We start from the raw sequence: 23,196 nt of genomic DNA, 5'->3' as shown, positions 1-23,196 counted from the left end.
CAATTCTCCATTTTCAATTATATTCGTATCTTTGTACCTGCATACCGAAGGGGCAGACGTGGATTTGACAGCATGATGAATAGGTATGTAAGCATGTCGGGCGTAGTGAAGCCGGCCCGTTAATCCCGGACGCAAAATTTTAATTGGCGAAAGAAATTACGCTCTTGCTGCCTAATCGAATCATAGTAGATTGAGGCTTAATCTCCGCTCAAGGTAGTGGAGACAGGACATCCCGCTGGCGGTCCCACCTTGTACCAACCAGCATCCGGGGTGCAGGCAACACAAGGTTAGCCAACGTCCCGCTTCGTAACGCTGGCGAAAATTTAGAAGCTAAGGTATAGTTTGGGTGCTTTTTTCCGGGCTATATTCGAAAACCAATAAAAAGCTATGCATGTAGAAAGCATATTGATTCCGTGTTTGGACCAGGGTTCGATTCCCTGCTGCTCCACCCCTTCAAGAAAAAACGACTGGTTGCCAGTCGTTTTTTTCTATCTATTCCCACCCGCAAATCCCAGAAAATCCCGGAGTAGTTCGGGGGAAATAAGGGTGAGACAAGGGATCAACTTCGGTGCAAAGTCGTTTTAATTTCGGTGCAAAGACCTTCGGGAGCGTTTTTATCACGATTTTAATTCAAGAATGATAGGGGAATATACGCCTATTTCCCCATTATTACACCGTAAACACCCCTATTTTTCTCTATGTACACCGCACCATCAATAAACCTCAACACACCCGAACCCCTGGCTATTAATACGCCCTAACCCGGCATAATACGCCATCTTCAGCAACTCGGGCGCCCCCGTGAGTTCCAGACGGCACATATATCCCTTCAATTGGGTAAACTGGGGAGTAAAACTCTTGATAGCAATGGTTTTTGCCTTAGGCTCGGACAACAACCTTACCCGCGTGGGTTGCCACTCGGGCGATGGTTCCATTTGGTAAAAGATCCGGTATTTCTCCAACAAATTATAGTGAATCAATTCCTCGAATACCGGATCGGCAGGCGAAACATGACGGGAAGGGAGATTCTCGCCCACCCGTTCATCCAGGAATATCGGTGACAAAGTCTTGAAACGCATCGTGCCAGAAAATTCAATACCCGGGAGCCGGACAATGGAGTCGACAGAAAAAGCAACTTTCGAGCGGCGATCACCCAACGTAAAATGCCGATCCCGGAACAGTCCCATGACAAAAGACTCGATCGCCTCGATCGGGTAGAAAGAAACTACCAGAGATACCTGCCGGCTTAATATCTCCATCCGGTCGCCGATAATCTGATAACGGGATACCTGCAAATTAGAAAAGGTGAATAACTTGAATTGCTTCTTGTCCCTCGTGTAACCATGATCGTGTAACCAACTCCCGAAATCGGAGTTTCCCTCGTTCAGAACCCGGTAAATCCACGAGGACAACTCATACTGGTAATTCAGCGGAAGCACGGCTCCGCACTCCTCTCTCTGCACGCTCAATATTAATTCAAATCTCATTCGTTCAATTATTTACAATATATAGAAAAATAAATCTCCACTTGTCCAAGATAGTCAAAAATCTTTATCTTTGTTCCCGATCAACATGAAGAATATGAATATTGAAGAATTTAGAGAATTGTGTCTTTCTTTCCCGCACACGACGGAGGAATTCCCGTTTGACGAAACGACATTAGTATTCAAGGTTTTCAACAAAATGTTCGCCTACGGTGACATCATGCCGTTTGAAACGATTGCCTTGAAGTGCGACCCAGACAAGGCTATCGAATTGCGGGAAAAATACCCGGAGATCACCCCGGCTTACCATTCCAACAAGAAACACTGGAACGGAGTTTACATGCATGGCAACCTCTCTGACAAATTTATAGAGGAACTCGTGGAGCACTCGTACAGGGAAGTTATCAAGAAATTATCCCGGAGTTTCGTGCAAAAGAACTTCCCCGAATTTTCTCTGACGGGGTCAAACAGGAAAGATTACACTGAAAATCACGACTAGCGTTGCAGGTTCACGGGAAGAACACGGAAAACGATAATCCCGAGGCAAATCAACTTTTAGACTACCTCGGGACTTTTATCGTAATTTTTCCATTCTCTACACTCTATTCCGTCTTCGGTTTCCGGATGTAATGAGGCATCTCGAAAGGAATCTCCAACGAGAATTCCACCAATCCCATGAACTCCCCGTTCTCGTACCAGGGCGTCTGGTAAATCAATTTCTTCACCCCACCTTTTTCAATTGTGTAGACATTCGTGGCATGTTGCTCCATCAACTCGACTAATTTCGTACGGGCTGGTTCGGGATGACAATCGAGCACGTTTTGCCCAACCAGATCACCATTATTTGTCTTCTGTGATTTATCGTTCATCTGAAGTATTTTACCTTCTTTATCACATACCGTGATTGCCACGTTCAATTCTTTCAAGTAATCCATAGCTGTTATTCTTTTAATTGATTCGGCAAATCTACAACTTTTCACCGGTTTCGTCGCCTAAAAACACGGGTATTCTTACCTGGACAACTTTTTCGACCTAAAATATCCCAAAGCTATTCTCCTGACTATAATGGACATCATCCGACACCCCGTATTTTATTTACATTTTGGGCATATTTTTTTGCCAAAATATTTTGCAGATTCCCCGGAAGGCTCTATATTTGCACCACGATTTGAGAAAATTCCTTAGTAGCTCAGTTGGTTAGAGCGGCGGACTGTTAATCCGTAGGTCGTAGGTTCAAGTCCTACCTGAGGAGCCAAGCCTGTAACAGAGTTACAGGCTTTTTTCTTTTCCCGCAATCCCATTCGTCGATAAAATCATCTCTTTTGTCGAGTCGCTTCCCCTAAACATCTAAATGATTTGCGCTCCTTTACCAGATGATTTATGTTTGCATCAAACAAAACGAGTAAAGACTATGAACAGAATAACACATACTTACCTTACAACCATCCTTTTTATAATCATTCCGTCCTTGGTGGGCTTCTCTCAAGAGGAAAAGCCCACCTCTTCTTGGACTCTCAAGGATTGTATCGATTACGCCCGGAAAAACAACATCCAAGTGCAATCGGCACGAGTGAACCAAAAAAGTAGTTCCGTGGATTTACTGGAAGCAAAAGCGCAACTTTTTCCTTCCCTCACGTTCAGTAGTTCACAAGGATGGGGACACCAGAAAATAGAACAAACCGACGGCAAGTTCAAGTCCCGAAGTGCCTACACGGGCAGCTATACTTTAAATAGCGGTCTGACGCTTTATAACGGGGGCAAACTGACCCGTTCCATCCGCAAGCAGGAGATCACGAGTGAAGCTCAAGGATACCAGGTAAACATGGCTGAAAATGACATCGAGATTGCTGTCACGGAGGCTTATTTACAAATTCTTTACGCTAACGAATCATTAAAGACAAATCGTCAGACTCTTGAAACCTCTGCCGCCCAATTGGCTCGCAGCAAAGAATTACTTGACGCGGGTTCTATCGCCAGCAGTGATTACGCCCAGATCGACGCTCAATACAGCAACGACCAATACAACGTGACGATGGCAGAGAACACGCTCGCCTTAAACAAATTACAATTGAAACAACTTCTGGAATTAGAACCAACTGACAGCTTCGACATATACTTCCCGGAACTGGACAATTCACAAGTCCTTAGCCTCGTCCCCTCGTTGGGAGAGGTTTACCGGGTTGCCCTTGAAACCATGCCCGAGATGAAGAACAGCCAGTTGAACGTGGAATCCGCCCAACTGGAAGAGAAAATCGCGGCAAGCGATCGTCTGCCAAGCGTGTCTTTCAGTGCATCGGTATCCACGAACCATGACTCGGATTCGGATCATTCTTTTTCAAAACAAATAAATAACCGATTGAACGAGAACTTGGGGATTAATATAAGTATCCCTATCTCTCGCAACCGACAAACCAAATCGGCGATAGAAAAGGCAAAACTACAAACCGAAACCGCCCGTCTGGAAGAACTGAATACCCGCAAGGAGCTGTGGAAAACGATAGAAACATTACACCAGAACGTGACCGCCTCCCAAAGCCGCTATCTCGCCGCCACGAATAGCGTAAAATCTGCCACGATGAGTTACAATCTCGTGCAGGAACAGTTTAACGCAGGTATGAAGAACACGGTAGAATTACTCACGGAAAAGAATAATTACCTCTCTGCCCTGCAAGAGCAGATACAAGCAAAGTTTGAAGCCATACTCTCGCTCAAACTGTTGAATTTTTACCAAAATCATCCCATCGAATTATAATACAGAATATTAACAATAGAATAGAATGAAAAAGATTGTAACTATAATTATCGTCTTGGCTGTCATTGTCGGAACCTTTTTCTTCTTCCGGTCGGGAGATAAAAAAGCGACAACGTACGAAACCGTAGAATTGAAAAAAGGTTCTATCAACAACACGGTGACCGCCACGGGAACCATTGAACCGATCACCAAAGTGGACGTGGGTACCCAAGTTTCCGGCACGATCTCTCGCATTTACGTGGATTACAACTCGGTCGTGACAAAAGGACAACTACTTGCCGAACTTGATAAAAAACTATTACAGGCGGAATTGAACTCTGAAATGGCAAACCTGCGCTCCACGAAAAGCGAATACGAATACCAGCAAAAAAACTATACCCGTCTACGTCAATTGCATGACAAAAAATTGATCAGCGACACGGAATACGAGGAAGCATTGTATCAGTACGAGAAAGCCGAACAAGCCTACAAAAAAGCCCAAGCGACATTGGTGAAAGCCGAATCAAACCTAGATTACGCCACGATCTACTCGCCAATTGACGGTGTTGTGTTGTCGAGAGAGGTAGAGGAAGGACAAACCGTTGCCGCCAGCTTCGAAACTCCTACCATGTTCACGATTGCCAACGACTTACGCAAAATGCAGGTTATTGCCGACGTGGACGAGGCAGACATCGGGCAGGTACTGGAAGGACAACGCGTGACTTTCACCGTGGATGCTTTCCCGGATGATACTTTCGAGGGCGATGTGACACAAGTCCGCCTGAACCCGACCACCGAATCAAACGTGGTTACTTACGAGGTAGTGATCGACGCCCCGAATCCTGACTTGAAGTTGAAACCGGGACTGACGGCAAACATCACCGTGTACACCATGGAGAAAACTGACATTCTGCTTGCCCCGCTAAAAGCTTTCCGTTTTACCCCGGAAGCCATACCCACACCGGAAGCCGGAAGAGGAGAAAAAGTGGTATGGTTGCAAACAGCCGAGGGACTTGTACCTAAAATCATCAAGACCGGAGTTAGCGACGGTATCTACATGGAAATAAAAGAAGGTTTGCCGGAAGGCTCCCGTTTGGTCGTAGGCGTTCAACGAGCACGAGTTGCCGCAGCTGCCGAGGGAAATGGAGGAGAATCCAACCCGTTCATGCCGCCTCGTCCGGGACAGAAAAAGAACAAGTAAATCGAGAAATATGACAAACGATATTATAAAAATAGAGAACCTGAGGAGGGATTTCACGGTTGGGTCGGAAATCGTTCATGCCTTGCGCGGTGTAACATTTTCCATTCAACCAGGGGAATTCGTGACGATAATGGGTACCAGTGGTTCCGGGAAATCCACGTTACTCAATATTCTGGGATGCCTCGATACCCCCACCTCGGGTGACTATTACCTGGATGGCATTGCCGTTAGGGACATGGGAAAAAATGACCGTGCCACGTTACGCAATCGCAAGATTGGTTTCGTGTTCCAATCATACAACCTGCTCCCGAAAACAACAGCCCTGGAAAACGTGGAATTGCCGTTGCTTTACAATCCGGCTTTTTCCGCCAAAGAACGCAAGGAAAAAGCCACGAAAGCTTTGGCAGAAGTAAGCCTGAGCGACCGAATCAACCATCGTTCCAACCAGATGTCCGGGGGGCAACAACAGCGTGTAGCAATTGCCCGGGCTATCGTGAACGACCCGGTGATCCTGCTTGCCGACGAGGCAACCGGAAACCTGGACACGAGAACCTCTTTCGAGATTCTCACGCTTTTCCAGCGTTTGCACTCGGAAGGACGAACCATCATATTCGTTACCCACAACCCGGAAATCGCTCAATTCAGCAGCCGAAATATCGTGTTGCGGGACGGGCATATCACGGAGGACTCAATCAACCCGAATGTTGCCTCCGCAAAAGAAGCTCTTGCCGCATTGCCAAAAGAAACCGACTAAATAATTCAGAGATTTCCGATTCAACGATTAAGTGATTAATTAAATTAGAATAAATCACTAAATCGGAAATCACTAAATCACAAAATAATTATGAACTACGGAAATTTAATACGAATCGCATTACGAGCCCTTGCTAATAATAAATTCAGGGGATTTCTCACCATGCTGGGAATCATCATCGGCGTGGCATCCGTGATCTCCATGTTGGCTATCGGGCAAGGTTCAAAACGTAGTATTCGTGAACAAATATCGGAAATGGGTTCCAATATGATCATGATACACCCGGGTAACGGACGCTTCGGGGGGGTACGCCAGAGTGCCAGCAGTATGCAAACCCTAAAAATGGAAGACTACGAGTCTATCGTGCGAGAGGTTGAACTGATTGACAAATGTACCCCCTCCGTGAATTCCAGCGGTCAAGTGATCTATGGAGCCAACAATGCCCCGACCACCGTTTACGGGGTAAACCAAGATTACCTGGATATTCGGAAATTCAGTGTCGGGGAAGGCGAAATGTTCACGGATCACGACATTAAAACCTCAGCTAAGGTTTGTATCGTGGGGCAAACTGTCGTCGACAATCTATTCACGAAAGGCGAAGAACCACTAGGCAAAACTATCCGGTTCAACAAAACCCCTTTCCGCATCATCGGAGTGCTAACCCCCAAGGGCTACAACTCCATGGGGCAAGACCAAGACGACATGATTATCGCCCCGTACACCACCATACAAAAACGTTTGCTGGCTATTACTTACATCCAAGGGATCTATGCATCAGCCATCACGGAAGAGGATTCGGAAGCGGCAATCGAAGAAATCAGTGCCATTCTGCGTCAAAACCATAAACTAGCCGCGGGGGACGAAAATGACTTCAATGTTCGCTCACAAGAAGAACTCAGTTCGATGATGAGTACCACGACCGACTTGATGACCGTGCTGCTCGCTTGTATAGCGGGAATATCCTTGCTGGTCGGGGGTATCGGTATCATGAACATCATGTACGTTTCAGTCACCGAACGCACCAGGGAAATCGGACTCCGTATGTCCATCGGGGCAAAAGGACGCCATATCCTGTTCCAATTCCTCATCGAGGCTGTGATTATCAGTGTCACGGGTGGTATTATCGGTGTCGTACTAGGAATAGGCTCTTCTCTAATTATTAAATACATGATCGGTTGGCCTGTATACATCCAGATGTATTCGGTAGTACTCTCCTTCCTGGTTTGTACCGTTACCGGGGTATTCTTCGGATGGTATCCAGCTCAAAAGGCATCGCGCCTCAACCCGATCGATGCTATAAGGTACGAATAATTCTAAATTCTAAATTAAATTTTTACCTTTGCAAACAACCAACAATAATATAATGTCCAGAACGATCAACAAGAACGTTTTACAGGTTGCCATCCACGTGATCGGATGGGGTATATTTTTTACCCTTCCTTTCTTCATGTATCGCGGGGAACAAGCCATTACCCTAAACCGGTACCTTGGATATTGCTTTATGCCGCTTTCCTGTATGATCATCTTTTACTTTAATTTTAACAAACTGATCGACTGTTTATTATTCCGCAGAAAAATCATACAATTCATATTGACGAATCTGCTGTTTATCCTGTTTCTGGGCTTTTTACTTCATAGCTGGCAAAACTTCCACCGGACACACTTGAGCGAGCCAATGCCGGAAAGTTTGAAAGCCCTCAAAGACGCACTGCCAAAACCGCCCGTGATGCTTTTTATCAGTCGCGACCTTCTACTCATGGGACTTACCGTAGGGCTTAGCGTGGCAATAAAAATGACAGGCGGCTGGTATAAAACGGAAAATGAAAAACAAGAACTCCAAAAAGCCCAAGCCGAAGCAGAATTGCAAAATCTGAAAAGCCAGCTTAACCCCCATTTCCTGTTTAACACGCTGAATAACATCTATTCCTTGATCGCGATCAATCAAGATAAGGCACAATATGCAGTGCAGGATCTGAGCAAGATGCTCCGTCACGTGTTGTACGAGAACAACGACAACCTTGTGCCTATCGACCGGGAATTTGAATTCATGCGAAGTTACATCAAGTTAATGAGCCTACGTCTTTCAAAAAACACACATCTGGAAGTTTCTATCCCCGAAAGCGGCAAGGGAGCCATGATCGCTCCCCTACTTTTCATCCCGTTGATCGAAAACGCTTTCAAACACGGGGTGAGCAACACGCAGGACTCTTTTATACACATTCAATTGGAATTACACGAGGACCATTGGCTGCATTGCCTGGTCGTGAACAGCAATTTCCCCAAAAAAGATAACGACCGCAGCGGCTCCGGCATTGGGATAAAAAACCTCAAACGCCGCTTGGAACTACTCTACCCGGGTAATTTCGTCTTCTCCCCCCGGACGGAAGACGACCGCTTCATCGCGGAACTTAATATTCACCTTTAAATACCAACACTCATGACATTAAATTGCTTGATCGTGGATGACGAACCTTTAGCTCTCGAGTTATTGGAAAGTTACGTGAGTCGTACACCCTTCCTCCATCTCGTTGCTAAATGCGACAGTGCTATCCAAGCCTTATCCGTCATCGAGAGTGAACCCGTCGACTTGATATTCCTCGACATACAAATGCCGGAACTCAACGGACTGGAACTTTCCCGCTTGGTGGGCAACAAGGTGAAAATCATCTTTACCACCGCTTTCGAGCAATATGCCATCGAAGGTTTCCGGGTGGATGCCCTCGATTACTTGTTGAAGCCGTTCAATTACACCGAATTCCTACGGGCAGCCACCAAGGCTCTGCATTGGATAGAAATGCTGAAATCGGAAGCAAGCACCCGCCCTGTCCCGCAATCTATCTTCGTGAAAAGCGACTACAAACTCATGCAAGTCCAGTTAAAAGAAATTCTTTACATAGAGGGGCTGAAAGACTATATCCGCATTCAGACCGAGGACGGACAAGGTATCCTTACCCTGATGAGCATGAAATCTATCGAGGATTTCCTTCCCGCCGACATCTTTATCCGGGTACATCGTTCGTACATCGTCAACATAAACAAAATCAAGACTATCGAACGCAATCGGATCATATTCGGGAAGGTCTACATTCCCATCTCCGATTCATACAAGGAACGTTTCACGGAATTGCTCGACAAACGAGCAATTAATTGAAAATTGAAAATTGAAAATTGAAAATTATACCTAACTTTGCAAGCGAATGATAAGTCAGTACTAACATCAAGATAATTTGAATCCTTGAAGATGAATATTCACGGGAACAATTCATTTTCAACTTTCAATTTTCAATTTTCAATTGTTATGAGAAAAGACGAAAGGTATAATCAACGGGGTGTATCCGCATCCAAAGAAGACGTTCACAACGCCATCAAAAACATTGATAAAGGAATATTTCCAAAAGCATTCTGTAAAATAATCCCGGATTATTTGGGAGGACAGAAAAGCTATTGTAACATCATGCACGCCGACGGTGCCGGAACCAAGTCATCACTGGCATACATGTACTGGAAAGAAACCGGTGATCTCTCCGTGTGGAAAGGCATAGCCCAAGATGCACTCATCATGAACATCGACGACCTCATCTGCGTGGGTGCGGTAGATAATATCTTGCTTTCCTCTACCATCGGGCGGAACAAGCAAGTGATCCCGGGAGAAGTCATTGCGGCTATCATCAACGGCACGGAAGAACTGCTCGAAGAATACCGCAAGTTAGGCGTGAACATTTATTCTACGGGAGGCGAAACGGCTGATGTCGGCGACCTCGTGCGTACGATTATAGTGGACTCCACGGTGACTTGCCGCATGAAACGGGCAGACGTCATTTCAAACGACCGCATACAGGCTGGCGACGTGATTATCGGTCTTGCATCTTACGGACAAGCCACTTACGAAACGGAATACAACGGCGGAATGGGTTCCAACGGGTTGACCTCCGCACGCCATGATGTATTTTCTAAATACCTTGCCCAAAAATACCCGGAAAGCTACGACAACTCTTTACCCGAAAACCTCGTGTACTCCGGGGAATGCAAACTGACCGACGAAATTGCAGGTTTAGGCATCGACGCCGGGAAATTAGTGTTATCGCCCACTCGTACCTATATCCCGGTTATCAAGCAAGTGCTTGGCAAATACCGGAAACAAATCCACGGAATGATACATTGTTCCGGTGGAGCCCAAACTAAAGTGATGAACTTCGTGGAAAACTTGCATATTGTAAAAGACAATATGTTCCCCGTTCCTCCCCTCTTCAAACTAATTCAAGAACAATCCGGAACCCCGTGGGAAGAAATGTACAAAGTGTTTAACATGGGGCACCGCATGGAAATTTACGTGAACGAGGAGATTGCAGAAGACATCATCGCCATATCCAAAAGTTTCAACATTGACGCCCAGATCGTCGGTCGCTGCTATGACAACGACGAGGGACAAGGTAATAAGCTCACGATTATCAGCGAAAACGGAAGGTACAATTATGAAGGTTAATAAAGACCTATCAATCATTAATTAACAATACAACGTCAAAGATAGTAATATTTTTGGCGTTTATTTCGTAAACTTTATATATAAATAGAAACGGAGACTTTCCGTTTCTATTCCTTTTTGAATACCTTCTTTAAATAAAAAAACATCTACCCGTAACGAGTAACTGGTTTATCCATGTAAATGTATTATATTCTTATTTATCAGGTATCTTTTGGTATACCTTACCATTTAAAAGATGTCCGTTTGCCTCTTTGCTTCGCTTCACCCCGTCACGACCCCACGTTCCCCATTGCTTGAAAAAGAAAGCCACACCTTGCGCATTTGCCTGATCCTTGATGTTCATTACCCATTCCTGTTTCATGGGTCTTGCCCTACTTCCACTCTCACCACCTACTATTACCCAATCAATACCTGTCAAATCCAGTTCTCCCAGATTCTCTACAAGAGGTTCACAGGACAGGAATTTAAAAGAACGCTTTATTGACCTCAATATATCAACACGGTATTTGTATTCTGCCGCCTCTACCGTTGTTCCTAACCATGCATTCTGGTGAACTTCACGAGTTTGAAAATACTCTGCCATTCTTTCTGGTCTTTTGGTTAATATTAGGTATTTGTGCCAAGGTGTTCTATCAATCGTTTCCATTATCTTATCTATAAATTCAAAAGATACGTCTTCATGAAACAAATCGCCCATAGAACACACGAATATCCTGCATGATTTCAATTCATGTAAAGGTTCATCCAAGGAATCTTCATGTAAAGTAACCTTGAACCCGTTTTTATATTTTCCCTGTCTGCCACGAAAACGGTTTGCCATTGCTGCGGCATAACAATTCATACATCCCCTTGATACTGGAGTGCATCCCGTTACTGGGTTCCAAGTCTTTTCAGTCCAACTAATACTCGTCCTTTGCATATCTTATTTATTTTTGAAGGAAGCGTTTTCGGAGGAAGCCTTTGGCTTCCTCCGGTATTTACATTTCAATTCCTAAGCACCGAATTTGGAGTTATACAACTCGTTTAGCTTGTTAAGGATAACCTGCTCCTTGGTAATGATACCCTTCGAGCCTTTGGCTTTCTCGATCTCCTCTGCTTTACTCCTGTCAATTCCTGAAAGGAACTCTACCAACTGGTTCATGGTTTCAGCTTTTTTCTCGTCGTCTGCATTTTCATACTTCTCAATCAACAAGTCAACCAGATACCGTTTCCCTAAAAAGTCATTGTTAAATGATTTCTGGGCTGCTTTCAAAAGCCGTTTACCTTTCTCCAAGTAAGGAGTTTTCTGGAGTTTCTCGTCAATCTTACCGTTCATGGCTTTTGCCAGAACCTCCTTGGTAATACCTGCGTTTTTAAAACATAGCCATTTTTGTACAGTGGCTAACGGGAAACCTTGATTAAGCAATTCAACTATTGCTTCCAGAAGGGGCAGGTCTTTATCTGGGTTCATCATTAACGCACCACTAGCAAAGTCCTTGCCGTCCCACATCTTGGTAGCGATATTCGCCTCTGACAAGATTTTTTGAAGGGTTATCCCCTCGTTTAACGGGTACATGAAATAGAACTCTCCCTTGTTCTTGTCACCGTTCTGGATGTAGGCGGTGTACCTGTGCTGCCCGTCCAGTATGACTACATATTTGTCGTGGTCTTCTGGTACGACAGGTTTCCCCGTTTCTGCATCCACGATTTCCAAATCTACGGATTGTACCTCTTCACCGTCTACAATAACGGCAGGGATGATTTGACCGTTCTCCATTAAAGAAGCCCGTTTAGCGTTTACGTTCTTCTCTTGTACCTGACGATTACCTTTAATAAAAGCAACCTTTTTACCTGTAGCCTTTAGGGCTGCTAGGGTAATAATACCCTTTTTAGTTAAAACATACTCTTTCATAAAATCTATTTTAAAATTAATATTTCACTTCCAACTGGGTTGGAGTTTGTTCTCAATCTTGGAAGAGGTGCGCGCCGTCATTCTTGATTGACGACACAAAACTATAGAAGCAATAAATGAAAATTCGCAGAGAAATAGTTCCAGTATTTTTACTATTCTCTGCGAATTTTTCAAGAAAAAAATGTATGACGGCTAGTGTTGTTACCAAAAATAAAGTTTGGAAGGGTTATTGGGGGAGATTCTATAATTACCTTGTGATGCGGGAACCCATTGGGGTTTGTAATCGCCTTTTTTGAAATATTCAATCACGGATTTTATTGTTGCATTAACTACATCACCTTCTTCTATTATACACATGTACTCGTAGATAAAATCATGTATTTTGCTATCCTTTAACTGGGAATGTTTTTTTAATAAACGGTATATCCCCATTATTACAAGGTTTCGTGCTGGGTTATCTGCCTTACGCCCTTTCTTTGATGAATAGACTTCTTTCAATTCTTCTTCCGCTTCTTCAATAGAATTTACTCCCAAGTATATATGAAGGTAAGAATCTAGGAGATTGCTAAACCAGCTCTCCATGGCATTATTAATGGTAATCTTTTCTTGGTTGTTACTTAAAGTGATTGATTTATCTTTCTTCCTTTTATCCCTTTCAAGGAACAGGTAGAGTTGTAGCATTTCAGGTCTTACTTGCTGGAAATAGGTATCCATGTTATACGTTTCTTCCAGTAATTCAGGGTCGAGGATAGGTTTGAACGCTTCATGCTTCTTGTAGATAATGGCTAGTATCCAGAGGACGTGAACCATGGCAACTTGATGTTCTTCTGGGATATTATTTCCCTCAACTAGTTCCTCTATCTTTTTCTTCAATCCATCATCTTTAAAAAGGATACCTTTTATGTTGTCTGTCATGTAAGCTAAGGTATCAACCACTTTTGTCATCTTTGGCTCTCTAGGAGCGTAACGTTGCCAATCAAACGGGTTATCACTTGTTGCCAGTTCATCTAGCATACTAGGAACTTCTACCCTGTACTTGTCTTCTGGTTGTATGTTATGTAATCCTGCTGGGTGAGTTGCTAGATACATTCTTTCTATTTCAGGGTATAACATCGCCCTGTCATAAGCGAAGTATTCTTTTAATGCAGGTTCAATATCTTTCAACGTTTCTATTAAAATCATCTCGTTTGCTTTCATAATCATTCTTTTTAGTTGGTTAAAAGTAAAATATATTTTTATCACAGTAAAAAAGATTCTCCTGAAAATATCACCATTAATCAATGACTTTTTTGTGTTACAAAATGATTATATTTGGCTTATGATTGATAAATATTTAATCTATGTTGCAAGCTTTACTTAACAATAAATTTCCTGATATAAATATATGGAAGGAAGATTTAAAAACATCAACAGTTTTAGGAAATTTGATCTACCTTCCTTCTTTTATAATTTACAAGATTCTTAAACGTGCGTGTGCGATAAAAACACCTCAAAATGTTGGAGAATTATGTTCATATTCGTTTTGGTCTAAATATAGTGCTGATGATGAAAGTATTACTAACAGTAGATACGTGGAACCAGATGTAGTCTTTCAATTTGATCAATTAGATATGATAATTGAAGCAAAAATGAGTGATTATTGTGGGCAGTACGAGGAACAGTGGGACAAGGAAGTATGTTCTTTCTGTGTAGAACATGGGTATTCAAAACCTATCATTCTTATTGCTTTAGGAGGTTGTACAAATCTTGATCCGAAAGATCGAACAATATTATTTAATAATCAATCAATAAATAAATCAATAAATTATAGCGTTTACAAATGTACTTGGCATTCTTTACTCTCCACGTTAGATCAAGAATATCATGAAACACAGGATCGAACTCATGCCAGAATACTTGAAAATATCATTTGGGGCTTAAACATGTTTGGAGTACATAATATCATTTGGTTGGAAACATTGAACAAGAACAATCTATCTATAAATCAATCTTCGATATCAATATTTAATTCTTCAATATGGAAAAAATAAATCAAGCTGATATGGAAAAGGCTTTAGTTGATGTACGTAAGGCTCATCGTTTATTATACGAGTATCAACATCGAATTGTGGATATCATGCATTTCGTGCAAGACAAACTAAAATTTTCCTCCTTAACTGGCAATAGACTTTTTTTCGATACAATCCATTCGGTTCGTGGTAGCTATGGAACTCTTAAAGTGGATAATATTTGGGCATGGGATTTTTTATATTGCTATATTTTTGAATTTTATTTAGGTTACAAGGAGTGTTCTCAAGAGAATCAATCTTGGGCATATGATTTATCAATAGTTGAAGTTAGCGATACTGGATATTTTGAAGCTCAATCTTCTGATAAACATTTTTGTAATATTAATTCTTATATTACTTCAGAGGAAGCTTCAACTATTCTAATTTTTATGTTACAAATAAAGCCTAAAGAAGAAAATAGGAACATCTGGGATAATTCAGAATTTATAAAAAATCAAACGGAAGAAATGTTGAGTAATTCAAAAGAGGAATTAATTAAAAAAGATTCTGGTATTATATTCCTTGCTAAAAAATATAATGTACTAGATTTTTTCTCCCAAGTGTATGCGGAAAAAACTTTGACAGAATATATCGAATTCGTAAAAGATAAAACGGGTATTGATTTGAATTACTAAATAAAACAAGAATCGAAGTTACTAATATATTAAATTGACAGGCAAACAAGGTGAGAGGGAAATATTTTTTCTTTAAATAGTTATTTACTTTGTATTTTAAGAATACCTATACTCTATTTGTCGGTATCCCAGATGTTTAATATCTTTGTATCATCTTAAATATCAAAGCATACCATTTGAAACAATTATATAAAAGATTCCTATTACTCCTTGCACACCAACCTGTAAGGAGTAATTTTTGGTCTTCAAGTGGCACTAAACTAGATACACCATACTAACTAATCAAACTATTAAATCATGTACACTTACGAGCGATTAAGGCGATTAGCCATACAATCAGGTATTCCAGATAACAAGGTATCCATAGGATTCTGGATAAAGTCTAAAGGGCTGAAAAAGATTAAAAAACAGGTAGATAAAGTAAGGAAAATATACTACGTCCCAGATGAGAATACCAGAATCCAGATACTACCACCTTCTAAAGATTAATCTATAAAGCTACATGATACAAGTGTATTTCATGTAACTAGAGATTCCAACCTGAAATAGAGAGATTATCCCTCCATAAAAATTAATATTTAAAAGTTGGGGATTTGACAGGGCTTCATGATTGCGGGTTTCACGGGGTATATACTATTAACTATTAATACTAGTAACTAGTATGGTGACACGGACTTGTCAGTCCATCCCACTAGGTTAAAGCCAGTGCCATTTTTATAAATGAAGCCTCTTCCCCAAATCACGTAGATAGCTTATTTATAATTGTTTCAAGTGGTATTAAAATGGATAATGAAGAGAAACAGGGCAGGAAATGTATTATAACAAGAGATATAGCGGGTAAACTGAACCTAGATGAAACTTACGTGTTCATGTGTTTACTTTTTAAATCAGATTATAGAACGGGTGAATCCCATGTATCGAGAAAAACACTTTGCAAGGTTACGGGGATAAAGGATGAAGACACTATTACCAAGTACACCAGTAAATTTCAAGAATTAAAGTATTTGGATAAATTCTCTGTTAAAGGGTATAACGAGGAAGCGAACAGGATAAGCACAAGTATTACTTACATGATTGATATACCTGTCACGAACTGGGTAAGGTTTGATTCCAAGTTACTGGCAGAAGATATTCCAAACAAGTTGAAAGCCTTCCTAGTATTGCTTAAATGTTTATGTCTTAATAATACCAACGTAACCTGTTACAGCAAGAGTAAAATCGCTGAACTTCTTAACATGGACAGGGGGACGGTTAGCAAGTATATTAAAATGGCGATAGAACATGATAAACTGGTAGAGGGAGATAAATTATTCCTTATCACTGATGAGAATATAATGGTAGACCTACCAGAACAAGTGATAGAAGAAACAAACAAGGTGTACGGTATTATTAGGGATTATTGCATCAAGCAAAAGGTTATCCCACCTCCTTATGATGCCAAGTTAGCTTCTCATCTACTTCAAATGAGATTCAATGTTCCAGAGGATGTGTTAAAGAGGGATATGGAGAACAATAATTACAGGAGTGTTGAGGATTACAAGTATTATTCCCTAGAGTATAACTTGCCCGTTCATTGTAAGAATTTGCCCAGACAAATCAACAGTTTACAATACTTTATAAAAGCATTCTTGGGTAAGAAAAAGGAACTACCTGCAAAGTGTAAGGTAGACATTATCTTGTAACCCACCCTCTCTAAAACACCCCCTCCCTTTCAATTTCAGGTTGGCATTATATATTGAAGAGTGTTCCACGCTAGGGTAGTGTACCATTTACATCCCCCACCCATCTCTGGAAAAAAATCAATTAATTAAAAACAAATTATCATGTTAAAAAAAGATTTTGAAGTGAACAAGGTTACCATGCCCAAATGTTTTTCAGACATTAGTAAATCCAAACTGGCGGGCAAGCTGGTCACGTTACCAGCACCTCCAAAAGTGGGTGATATTCTAAAAGTTATTGGATTCAAGGGTGAAGACCCAACAAGTATTTCCCTCTCCTGCGTGAAAGGGGATGAAAGGGTAGATATTAGAATCCGTAACATGGTGAAAGGTTCCAAGCAAACGGGGATAACACCCGATGATGTCCCGTGTGATCCAGTTATAGAGGAACAGTATAAAGACAGGCTACAATACATTTACCCTCTGGCAGTAAATACCAGTTACGAGGATTTGTTTTCTATCCTAGACGGGCAAACTATTATTTGCTGTGGTAGCATGGAAACACCAGCCAGTTACAACGGGAACGAGTACACGCTAACGGTATGGAAATTCGCCATACTGTTTGATGAAGAGTAGAGAGTAATCTCTACTTTTTTTGTAAAAGCATTATTCTACTAAAATAATCCTTTAGTGGAGAAGGAACAGGGACAGGGAGCGCGGTGGAAAGGGGGAAGATATTGTTATACCAAAGTGAAGGAAGTATCACCTTTCTAAACAGGCAGTATAAACAAGAATCTTTCCTCTCCATTGCCAAACCTGATAAACTTACAACTCTCTAAATTTCATTACCATTAATGTATTCAAATTAAAAATCAAGTAAAACAATATCATGAAAGAAGAATTGATAAAAGTGCCAGTGGTGGAACTGGTGTACAGGAATAATACCAAACCTTCTAAAAGGTATAAAATAGTAACCGCTAAAGATGTTCACGAGTTACTGGTTTCTCCATTTAAAGATACCGTGGAACACCATATCTCAACTAGAGTTATCCTGTTAAATGGTAGGAATCAAGTGTTAGGCATATCTACAACAAGTGAAGGTGCGTTATCTTACAACATCACGGATATAAGGTTTATAGTACAGCTAGCGGCACTCTCTAATTGTAAAAGCGTGATAGTTTGTATAAATCAACCTTCTGGTGATATAGAACCAACTAAACAGGATGATGAACTGGTACAACAAGTAAAGATCGCACTTTCATATATAGATGTAGAGTTACTGGATTATGTCCTATATTATGAAGAAGGTTATTACAGCTATTCAGCTAACGGTAGGATATGAAAATTTAGGTTGGTGAATTTATGTCTGGATTGGTATATATAGCCAATAAGGACAATAATTCTCACCACCAATAGAAAGTAAACTATAAATATATTTCCAGTTTTATTTTTTAACTGGCATAACGCTAGAGAACAAATGAATCAAGTAAAAGTGATAATGAACATTATAAATCAAGGTTGGTGGAGAATTTATGAATTGTATATATAAACTGAAATTTCAAATATTTCCACCACCGTTAAATAGACTAGATTATGAACACGTCAATATTAATTCCAAGCCAGAATGAAGGATTGTTGCCAGTTTTATTTGGCAGTAATAACGTCAAGCAAGAAGAACCTACTTACACTCCTTATGAAGTGGTAAATGAACCCACCAAGAAGGAAAGGAGAAAGCATTTCATAGAGGCTAACACCACGCCAGTAGATATGTTACATTTAAAGAATGATTGTATCGTGCCAGTGTTCAGCAAGGATAACGAGATGACAATATCCCATCCAGCATTTATTGAAACAGTTCATAAGGTAGCCAGTGAATTGTTTAGAGGGGAAAGCATAGATGAACCTGATATAATGGTTAGCCATGTTATAAAAGGTAGGATTCCAGAAGCTATACATAAACCAGTGGCAGAACTGCTAGAAAGTGACAAGACCATCTATTATGAAAGAATGGCGTTCGCTTTCGAGATTCCAACTATTTATGAATCTATAAACGGTAACAGGGTCAATCTATGTGTTACAGGTGTGAGGGCGTATAACAGGGAGAACCTCTATTCAAAGAAGACATCAGAGAGATTCAGTGTTGCTATTGGATTCCAGAACAAGGTATGTTGTAACCTGTGTACGTTTACAGATGGATTCCAGACTGATTTAAGAGCGATGAGTTACCATGATTTATTTAGAGGTGTGATGAAACTATTTCAGGCTTATGATGCGGAAAAGCATTTAAGGTTGATGAAGAGTTTCACGGGTTCTTACCTCACTGAACATCAATTCGCACAATTCTTGGGTAAAAGTAGGTTATATCAATGTTTACCTGCCAGAGAGAAGAAACGTTTACCATACATGGAGTTGACGGATAGCCAGATTAACATGGTGGCTAAAGCGTATTACAACGATGACAATTTCAAGAGGGAGCATGGAGAGAATGAAATAAATTTATGGAAATTCTACAATATGTTGACAGGTGCGAATAAAAGTAGTTACATTGATAATTTTCTTGATAGATCGTTAAACGCCACGCAATTAACGGAAGGAATAGATAGGGCGTTACATGGTGATAACACCTATAAATGGTTTATAGAGTAATTAATCTAATTCTAAATTACAATAGAATACCCGTTGTCTGGCAGCGGGCGATGATTAATTCATAAATTTGTTACACGGCTACCCCGTAGTGGCGTTTGTAGGATGCTAAAAATTATCTACCTTTGTATGACACTGGGCAGGGTAAAACCTGTTTGGTAACATGTTAGATAATAGAAGCGTTTAGTTTTATCCTCACTTTGGAATCTGGACAATTTCAATCATACAGGGATAAACAGTACAAACGCTCATGCTTGCCATATATACAATCCAATTATATATACTGGTTTAGCGTGGGGTAGCTGTTTATTTGTATGAAAGGGAGTCCAGACCCTCAAAGTGAATAAACTGACAATTCCCACGCTTCTTTTTTGTGTTAATACTTCTTGGGGGATTGGGGAGTTCAATAAAGTAATGGAATATATTACAAATTAAAAACATATTACTATGAAACAAATTATCAATACCGTGGTTATGATTTCATTAATAATCATTAACTATCCTTTAGTTGCACAACAAGCTTACATTTATCAAACCGTAATTAAAGATGGAATTATGGCATACCTTCGTCCTTCTCCAACAAGCATGGATGTCATTCAAAAATGTAAAAAAGGAGAAACGGTTTATGTTTTAGACATCAATACTGGAAGTGTATATTATAAAGTAAAGGTTAATAATACCATTGGATATATTACAAAACTCTGTTTACAACAACAAGAACCTACCCAAACAGTAAACAACCAACACGATTTCAGGGAGAGGACTTTTGAATGGGCTGGAAAAAAATACAGCGTGGAGAAATTGAAGAACCTATTTATACAAGAAAGAGAATCGTGGTTACGCAGAAACAATTATTCTAACAAAGAGAGAGAGCTATTTGAGGAAGGTTTTAAATTAGTATTAAAAACATTAGATTCTGAAGGATTTGGAAGAAATCCAGACGGTTCATGGACTAATTCTGCTGGCATTACCAGTAATGGTACAAGAGAAACAAGTATTTTAGGTTCCATGAAGAACACTACCAACAACGCAGTGGGTATTGCAACTCAATTATTAAATTACGTGATGGAGTTTCTTCCCGCAGAGCCTAAAGAATCTTCATCATCTTACGGTAAAAGCGATATCATTGTATGTTATGTGATTGGAAGAATCAGTATTCAACATGAGAACTATTCTATAACAATGGAAAACAACGCAGTATTAATAAATGATAACCAATTTGTATTTATCAACCCCGCAACAAATGAAACACTTGCTAAAATTGATATAAAAAATAGACAGGATAGTGATACTTGGCATTTGTATATATGCTCGGATGATCTTGGCAAAGAATGTGGTGTTGCAATTCCCAAATATATTGACATGGGACAGCAACTACTTTTTGTGCAAGGTGATCAAAAAACTATATTTGTTTTGTATACAGCAGGCGATGAAAAACTAAGCAATGATAGCTATAGAAAACAAAAATTTTCAGAGGAGATGGGACGAGTATTACAGTATCATCAATTGTATAATGATGCAATAGAACATTATTCAAACGCAACATATTTAGGAGCAAAAAGTAAAGGCGTTTATTCAGCTATGGCGAAATGTTATCTTGAAAATCAACAATATGAAGCGGCAATTAGTTTTGCGAATAAGGCTTTAAACGAATTACCTGACCAATATTGTGATCGTGATGAGTACATTTATAATGTTAGAGGATGTGCCAAATATGTACTTGGGATTGCTTCATATAAAGATGATTTAAATAAAGGAGGTGTTGCAGGACAAAACATTCTAAAGGGAATAAATGCTAATCCTCAATCTCGTCCTCAAGTGACAAACAAATTAAAGAAAGACCCTAATTTCAAAATTAATTGATATGAGATATATTTTTTTATTAATTGTATCACGATGGTATTATTACAAGCGTGTACTAAAAAATTATCAGACATAATATCAGAAACAGAAAACGCTACATTCACAATATATACTTACGATGAATTTGGAGCACCTAAAGGCTCTGGATCTGGCTTCTTTATTGACCCATCTGGTATGGGAATATCGAATTATCATGTACTAGATGGTGCGGTAAAAGCAATAATAAAAACTGTTGATGGAAAGGAGCACGAAATAAAAGAAGTTGTGGCTTCTGATAAAAAATGGGATATTGTAAAATTCAAAATCAAACCTTCTAAAACTCAACATTCATTTTTGAAATTTGCGACAAAATCTCCACAGAAAGGTGCAAAAATATATAATATTAGTGCTCCACTTGGGTTGGAAAATACTGTTTCAGAAGGAATTGTTTCTTCTTACAGGGAAGATCAACAACATGGACAAACGGTACAAATTACAGCACCAATTTCACCTGGTAGTAGTGGTAGTGCCATATTAAATGACAAAGGAGAATGTTTTGCCGTTGCTACTTTTCAAAAAACAAGAGGACAAAATCTTAACTTTGGTGTGTTATTAGATCAAGATAAAATTGAACAACTAAAAAAGAATGACTTTGTTAAAAATAATTCCTCTTTTAATCGAGGGGATAAATTTATTCTTTTAAATATACCTTCAAATCAAGGGGCTGAAATTATGTTACATGCCCTAGAGTTTAAAAATAACATGACCATTGGTTATTTTTCATATACAAATCTCAATCTCAGTATTCCTAATGCAGTTATATGGTGTGAATTAAATAAAAAAGATGCAGGTTTTTTAATCCATGATAAAGATCTAGACATAAAACACTATCTAACGGCATCTACAATTGGTGTAAATAAAGCCGATGGAACTCCAACACCTTTGGCTTCTTGCACAAGATTTAAAGTGTTTTTTCCAGCAATAAAAAATAAACTTAAAAATATTGATATTGTGTATGGTTACACTTCTAGGGGATGGCAATTCATGAATATCAATTTAGATGAATACAGGAAAAAAATATCTGTAAATGTTGATAATTATTTTAGAGATTTTGCTTATGTTTCCATGCAAGAAGGTGATTTAGAATATTCTGCATCTGTATTTTCCAATATATTAGAAAATAATCCAGATGATGAATTAGCATTAAATGCAATGGGTATCATTTCTTACGTGATGGATAATAACAGTGATGCACAATATTATTTTTCTAAAGCAATTGAAAGTAATCCAAGTAACACTACTGGACTTTTAAATAGAGCTCAATTGTACAGGAATCATCAAGAATATTCCAAAGCATTAAATGACTTGAATAGAGTGATTGCTATAGATCCCGTACAACCAGATAACTATTTAACTAGAGCATACCTTTATGCTGATATAGAAGAATGGAGAAAAGCCATACAAGATATGGATGAAGTTATTAAATCTGAGGATTTTAAACGGGATGCTTATGCTTATATGTATAGGGCAATATTTAAAGCCCGTAATAAAGATCGAAAGGGTGCTTGTAAAGATATTCAAGTTGCTTATAACCTTACAGATGACAAAGAACTCGAAAAACAACTTGAAGGATTATGGGAACAATGTGGTTGTAAATAAAATAACTAATACAAGAAAGAGAATCTAATACTTGTCAATACAACAAAAATGAAATTATTAATAAAATCAATGACACACTAAAATGAGCATGGATTTATTTGTTGCGTATATTTTATGATTACATATATAAATATGTAAGAATTTAGAAAACAAGTGGAAAGATTAAT

The 23,196-nt window shown here is 39.8% G+C and carries 21 protein-coding genes, 1 tRNA gene and 1 other RNA gene; 18 read left to right on the top strand and 5 right to left on the bottom strand.

Going from position 1 to position 23,196, the window contains the following annotated elements:
- Nucleotides 1–49 precede the first annotated feature (49 nt).
- Nucleotides 50–451: a transfer-messenger RNA gene (ssrA, locus tag BN8899_RS12985) on the top strand.
- Nucleotides 452–713: 262 nt separating this feature from the next.
- On the opposite strand, the gene cas6 is transcribed toward ssrA, so the two are convergent.
- Entirely contained in the window at nt 714–1,487 is a 774-nt protein-coding gene (gene cas6, locus BN8899_RS12980; protein ID WP_065219748.1) for a CRISPR-associated endoribonuclease Cas6, read from the bottom strand.
- 94 nt (nt 1,488–1,581) lie between these two features.
- On the opposite strand from cas6, the gene BN8899_RS12975 reads away from it, so the two are divergent.
- Complete coding sequence (locus BN8899_RS12975) at nt 1,582–1,983, top strand: MmcQ/YjbR family DNA-binding protein (RefSeq protein WP_040371502.1); 402 nt, start codon at nt 1,582–1,584, stop codon at nt 1,981–1,983.
- 103 nt (nt 1,984–2,086) lie between these two features.
- On the opposite strand, the gene BN8899_RS12970 is transcribed toward BN8899_RS12975, so the two are convergent.
- On the bottom strand, nt 2,087–2,419 hold the full coding sequence (locus BN8899_RS12970; protein WP_065219747.1) for a transcriptional regulator: 333 nt from the start codon (nt 2,417–2,419) through the stop codon (nt 2,087–2,089).
- 243 nt (nt 2,420–2,662) lie between these two features.
- Between BN8899_RS12970 and BN8899_RS12965 the strand changes: the two genes are divergently transcribed.
- The 8 genes from BN8899_RS12965 to BN8899_RS12930 all read left to right on the top strand — a co-directional run bounded on the left by BN8899_RS12965 (nt 2,663) and on the right by BN8899_RS12930 (nt 10,653).
- A tRNA-Asn gene (locus BN8899_RS12965) sits at nt 2,663–2,739 on the top strand.
- Nucleotides 2,740–2,895: 156 nt separating this feature from the next.
- Nucleotides 2,896–4,236 (top strand): TolC family protein, encoded by a 1,341-nt coding sequence (locus tag BN8899_RS12960; RefSeq protein WP_065219746.1) that lies wholly within the window; start codon nt 2,896–2,898, stop codon nt 4,234–4,236.
- A 25-nt stretch (nt 4,237–4,261) separates the two neighbouring features.
- Nucleotides 4,262–5,416: an efflux RND transporter periplasmic adaptor subunit gene (locus BN8899_RS12955; RefSeq protein WP_065219745.1), complete on the top strand. Its 1,155-nt coding sequence runs from the start codon at nt 4,262–4,264 to the stop codon at nt 5,414–5,416.
- A gap of 10 nt (nt 5,417–5,426) precedes the next feature.
- Complete coding sequence (locus BN8899_RS12950) at nt 5,427–6,170, top strand: ABC transporter ATP-binding protein (RefSeq protein ID WP_065219744.1); 744 nt, start codon at nt 5,427–5,429, stop codon at nt 6,168–6,170.
- A gap of 90 nt (nt 6,171–6,260) precedes the next feature.
- On the top strand, nt 6,261–7,481 hold the full coding sequence (locus BN8899_RS12945) for an ABC transporter permease (protein WP_018337133.1): 1,221 nt from the start codon (nt 6,261–6,263) through the stop codon (nt 7,479–7,481).
- Nucleotides 7,482–7,533: 52 nt separating this feature from the next.
- Nucleotides 7,534–8,595: a sensor histidine kinase gene (locus BN8899_RS12940; RefSeq protein ID WP_018337134.1), complete on the top strand. Its 1,062-nt coding sequence runs from the start codon at nt 7,534–7,536 to the stop codon at nt 8,593–8,595.
- Nucleotides 8,596–8,607: 12 nt separating this feature from the next.
- Nucleotides 8,608–9,321: a LytR/AlgR family response regulator transcription factor gene (locus BN8899_RS12935; protein WP_018337135.1), complete on the top strand. Its 714-nt coding sequence runs from the start codon at nt 8,608–8,610 to the stop codon at nt 9,319–9,321.
- A gap of 147 nt (nt 9,322–9,468) precedes the next feature.
- Nucleotides 9,469–10,653 (top strand): AIR synthase related protein, encoded by a 1,185-nt coding sequence (locus tag BN8899_RS12930; protein WP_065220718.1) that lies wholly within the window; start codon nt 9,469–9,471, stop codon nt 10,651–10,653.
- Between the two features lie 193 nt (nt 10,654–10,846).
- Here the strand turns inward: BN8899_RS12930 and BN8899_RS12925 are convergent, their stop codons facing one another.
- The 3 genes from BN8899_RS12925 to BN8899_RS12915 all read right to left on the bottom strand — a co-directional run bounded on the left by BN8899_RS12925 (nt 10,847) and on the right by BN8899_RS12915 (nt 13,741).
- Complete coding sequence (locus BN8899_RS12925) at nt 10,847–11,572, bottom strand: phage Gp37/Gp68 family protein (protein WP_065219743.1); 726 nt, start codon at nt 11,570–11,572, stop codon at nt 10,847–10,849.
- A 72-nt stretch (nt 11,573–11,644) separates the two neighbouring features.
- Nucleotides 11,645–12,544, bottom strand: a complete 900-nt coding sequence (locus tag BN8899_RS12920) for a hypothetical protein (protein WP_065219742.1) — start codon at nt 12,542–12,544, stop codon at nt 11,645–11,647.
- Nucleotides 12,545–12,745: 201 nt separating this feature from the next.
- The gene (locus tag BN8899_RS12915) at nt 12,746–13,741 is read right to left on the bottom strand and encodes a hypothetical protein (RefSeq protein WP_148375424.1); all 996 of its coding nucleotides are present in this window, start codon (nt 13,739–13,741) and stop codon (nt 12,746–12,748) included.
- A gap of 143 nt (nt 13,742–13,884) precedes the next feature.
- On the opposite strand from BN8899_RS12915, the gene BN8899_RS12910 reads away from it, so the two are divergent.
- The 8 genes from BN8899_RS12910 to BN8899_RS12870 all read left to right on the top strand — a co-directional run bounded on the left by BN8899_RS12910 (nt 13,885) and on the right by BN8899_RS12870 (nt 23,029).
- Nucleotides 13,885–14,574 carry a hypothetical protein gene (locus BN8899_RS12910; RefSeq protein ID WP_065219740.1) on the top strand — a complete coding sequence of 230 codons (690 nt, stop codon included), beginning with the start codon at nt 13,885–13,887 and terminating at the stop codon, nt 14,572–14,574.
- Nucleotides 14,562–15,227 carry a hypothetical protein gene (locus BN8899_RS12905; RefSeq protein WP_065219739.1) on the top strand — a complete coding sequence of 222 codons (666 nt, stop codon included), beginning with the start codon at nt 14,562–14,564 and terminating at the stop codon, nt 15,225–15,227. Before BN8899_RS12910 ends, BN8899_RS12905 begins: the two co-directional genes overlap by 13 nt.
- A 782-nt stretch (nt 15,228–16,009) precedes the next feature.
- Complete coding sequence (locus BN8899_RS12895; protein WP_065219738.1) at nt 16,010–16,909, top strand: hypothetical protein; 900 nt, start codon at nt 16,010–16,012, stop codon at nt 16,907–16,909.
- Nucleotides 16,910–17,050: 141 nt separating this feature from the next.
- Complete coding sequence (locus tag BN8899_RS12890) at nt 17,051–17,521, top strand: hypothetical protein (RefSeq protein WP_065219737.1); 471 nt, start codon at nt 17,051–17,053, stop codon at nt 17,519–17,521.
- A 253-nt stretch (nt 17,522–17,774) separates the two neighbouring features.
- The gene (locus BN8899_RS12885) at nt 17,775–18,227 is read left to right on the top strand and encodes a JAB domain-containing protein (RefSeq protein WP_065219736.1); all 453 of its coding nucleotides are present in this window, start codon (nt 17,775–17,777) and stop codon (nt 18,225–18,227) included.
- Between the two features lie 251 nt (nt 18,228–18,478).
- A complete protein-coding gene (locus BN8899_RS12880; RefSeq protein ID WP_065219735.1) occupies nt 18,479–19,531 on the top strand; it encodes a DUF3871 family protein in 1,053 nt (350 codons plus the stop codon).
- A 444-nt stretch (nt 19,532–19,975) separates the two neighbouring features.
- On the top strand, nt 19,976–21,391 hold the full coding sequence (locus BN8899_RS12875) for a tetratricopeptide repeat protein (RefSeq protein ID WP_065219734.1): 1,416 nt from the start codon (nt 19,976–19,978) through the stop codon (nt 21,389–21,391).
- A 33-nt stretch (nt 21,392–21,424) separates the two neighbouring features.
- Nucleotides 21,425–23,029: a trypsin-like peptidase domain-containing protein gene (locus BN8899_RS12870; protein WP_065219733.1), complete on the top strand. Its 1,605-nt coding sequence runs from the start codon at nt 21,425–21,427 to the stop codon at nt 23,027–23,029.
- Nucleotides 23,030–23,196: the final 167 nt, after the last annotated feature.

This window comes from Butyricimonas sp. Marseille-P2440 (assembly GCF_900091675.1).
GTDB lineage: Bacteria > Bacteroidota > Bacteroidia > Bacteroidales > Marinifilaceae > Butyricimonas > Butyricimonas synergistica.
This window is presented reverse-complemented; position numbering and strand designations above follow the sequence as displayed.

Bases quoted from the DNA above. Each gene is read 5' to 3' on its own strand.
- BN8899_RS12890 (WP_065219737.1), top strand. From the start codon at position 17,051: ATGTTAAAAAAAGATTTTGAAGTGAACAAGGTTACCATGCCCAAATGT.
- BN8899_RS12910 (WP_065219740.1), top strand. From the start codon at position 13,885: ATGTTGCAAGCTTTACTTAACAATAAATTTCCTGATATAAATATATGG.
- BN8899_RS12885 (WP_065219736.1), top strand. From the start codon at position 17,775: ATGAAAGAAGAATTGATAAAAGTGCCAGTGGTGGAACTGGTGTACAGG.
- BN8899_RS12950 (WP_065219744.1), top strand. From the start codon at position 5,427: ATGACAAACGATATTATAAAAATAGAGAACCTGAGGAGGGATTTCACG.
- BN8899_RS12895 (WP_065219738.1), top strand. From the start codon at position 16,010: ATGGATAATGAAGAGAAACAGGGCAGGAAATGTATTATAACAAGAGAT.
- BN8899_RS12925 (WP_065219743.1), bottom strand. From the start codon at position 11,572: ATGCAAAGGACGAGTATTAGTTGGACTGAAAAGACTTGGAACCCAGTA.
- BN8899_RS12970 (WP_065219747.1), bottom strand. From the start codon at position 2,419: ATGGATTACTTGAAAGAATTGAACGTGGCAATCACGGTATGTGATAAA.
- BN8899_RS12935 (WP_018337135.1), top strand. From the start codon at position 8,608: ATGACATTAAATTGCTTGATCGTGGATGACGAACCTTTAGCTCTCGAG.
- BN8899_RS12880 (WP_065219735.1), top strand. From the start codon at position 18,479: ATGAACACGTCAATATTAATTCCAAGCCAGAATGAAGGATTGTTGCCA.
- BN8899_RS12940 (WP_018337134.1), top strand. From the start codon at position 7,534: ATGTCCAGAACGATCAACAAGAACGTTTTACAGGTTGCCATCCACGTG.
- BN8899_RS12875 (WP_065219734.1), top strand. From the start codon at position 19,976: ATGAAACAAATTATCAATACCGTGGTTATGATTTCATTAATAATCATT.
- BN8899_RS12870 (WP_065219733.1), top strand. From the start codon at position 21,425: ATGGTATTATTACAAGCGTGTACTAAAAAATTATCAGACATAATATCA.
- BN8899_RS12975 (WP_040371502.1), top strand. From the start codon at position 1,582: ATGAATATTGAAGAATTTAGAGAATTGTGTCTTTCTTTCCCGCACACG.
- BN8899_RS12930 (WP_065220718.1), top strand. From the start codon at position 9,469: ATGAGAAAAGACGAAAGGTATAATCAACGGGGTGTATCCGCATCCAAA.
- BN8899_RS12960 (WP_065219746.1), top strand. From the start codon at position 2,896: ATGAACAGAATAACACATACTTACCTTACAACCATCCTTTTTATAATC.
- BN8899_RS12915 (WP_148375424.1), bottom strand. From the start codon at position 13,741: ATGAAAGCAAACGAGATGATTTTAATAGAAACGTTGAAAGATATTGAA.
- BN8899_RS12945 (WP_018337133.1), top strand. From the start codon at position 6,261: ATGAACTACGGAAATTTAATACGAATCGCATTACGAGCCCTTGCTAAT.
- BN8899_RS12955 (WP_065219745.1), top strand. From the start codon at position 4,262: ATGAAAAAGATTGTAACTATAATTATCGTCTTGGCTGTCATTGTCGGA.
- BN8899_RS12905 (WP_065219739.1), top strand. From the start codon at position 14,562: ATGGAAAAAATAAATCAAGCTGATATGGAAAAGGCTTTAGTTGATGTA.
- cas6 (WP_065219748.1), bottom strand. From the start codon at position 1,487: ATGAGATTTGAATTAATATTGAGCGTGCAGAGAGAGGAGTGCGGAGCC.
- BN8899_RS12920 (WP_065219742.1), bottom strand. From the start codon at position 12,544: ATGAAAGAGTATGTTTTAACTAAAAAGGGTATTATTACCCTAGCAGCC.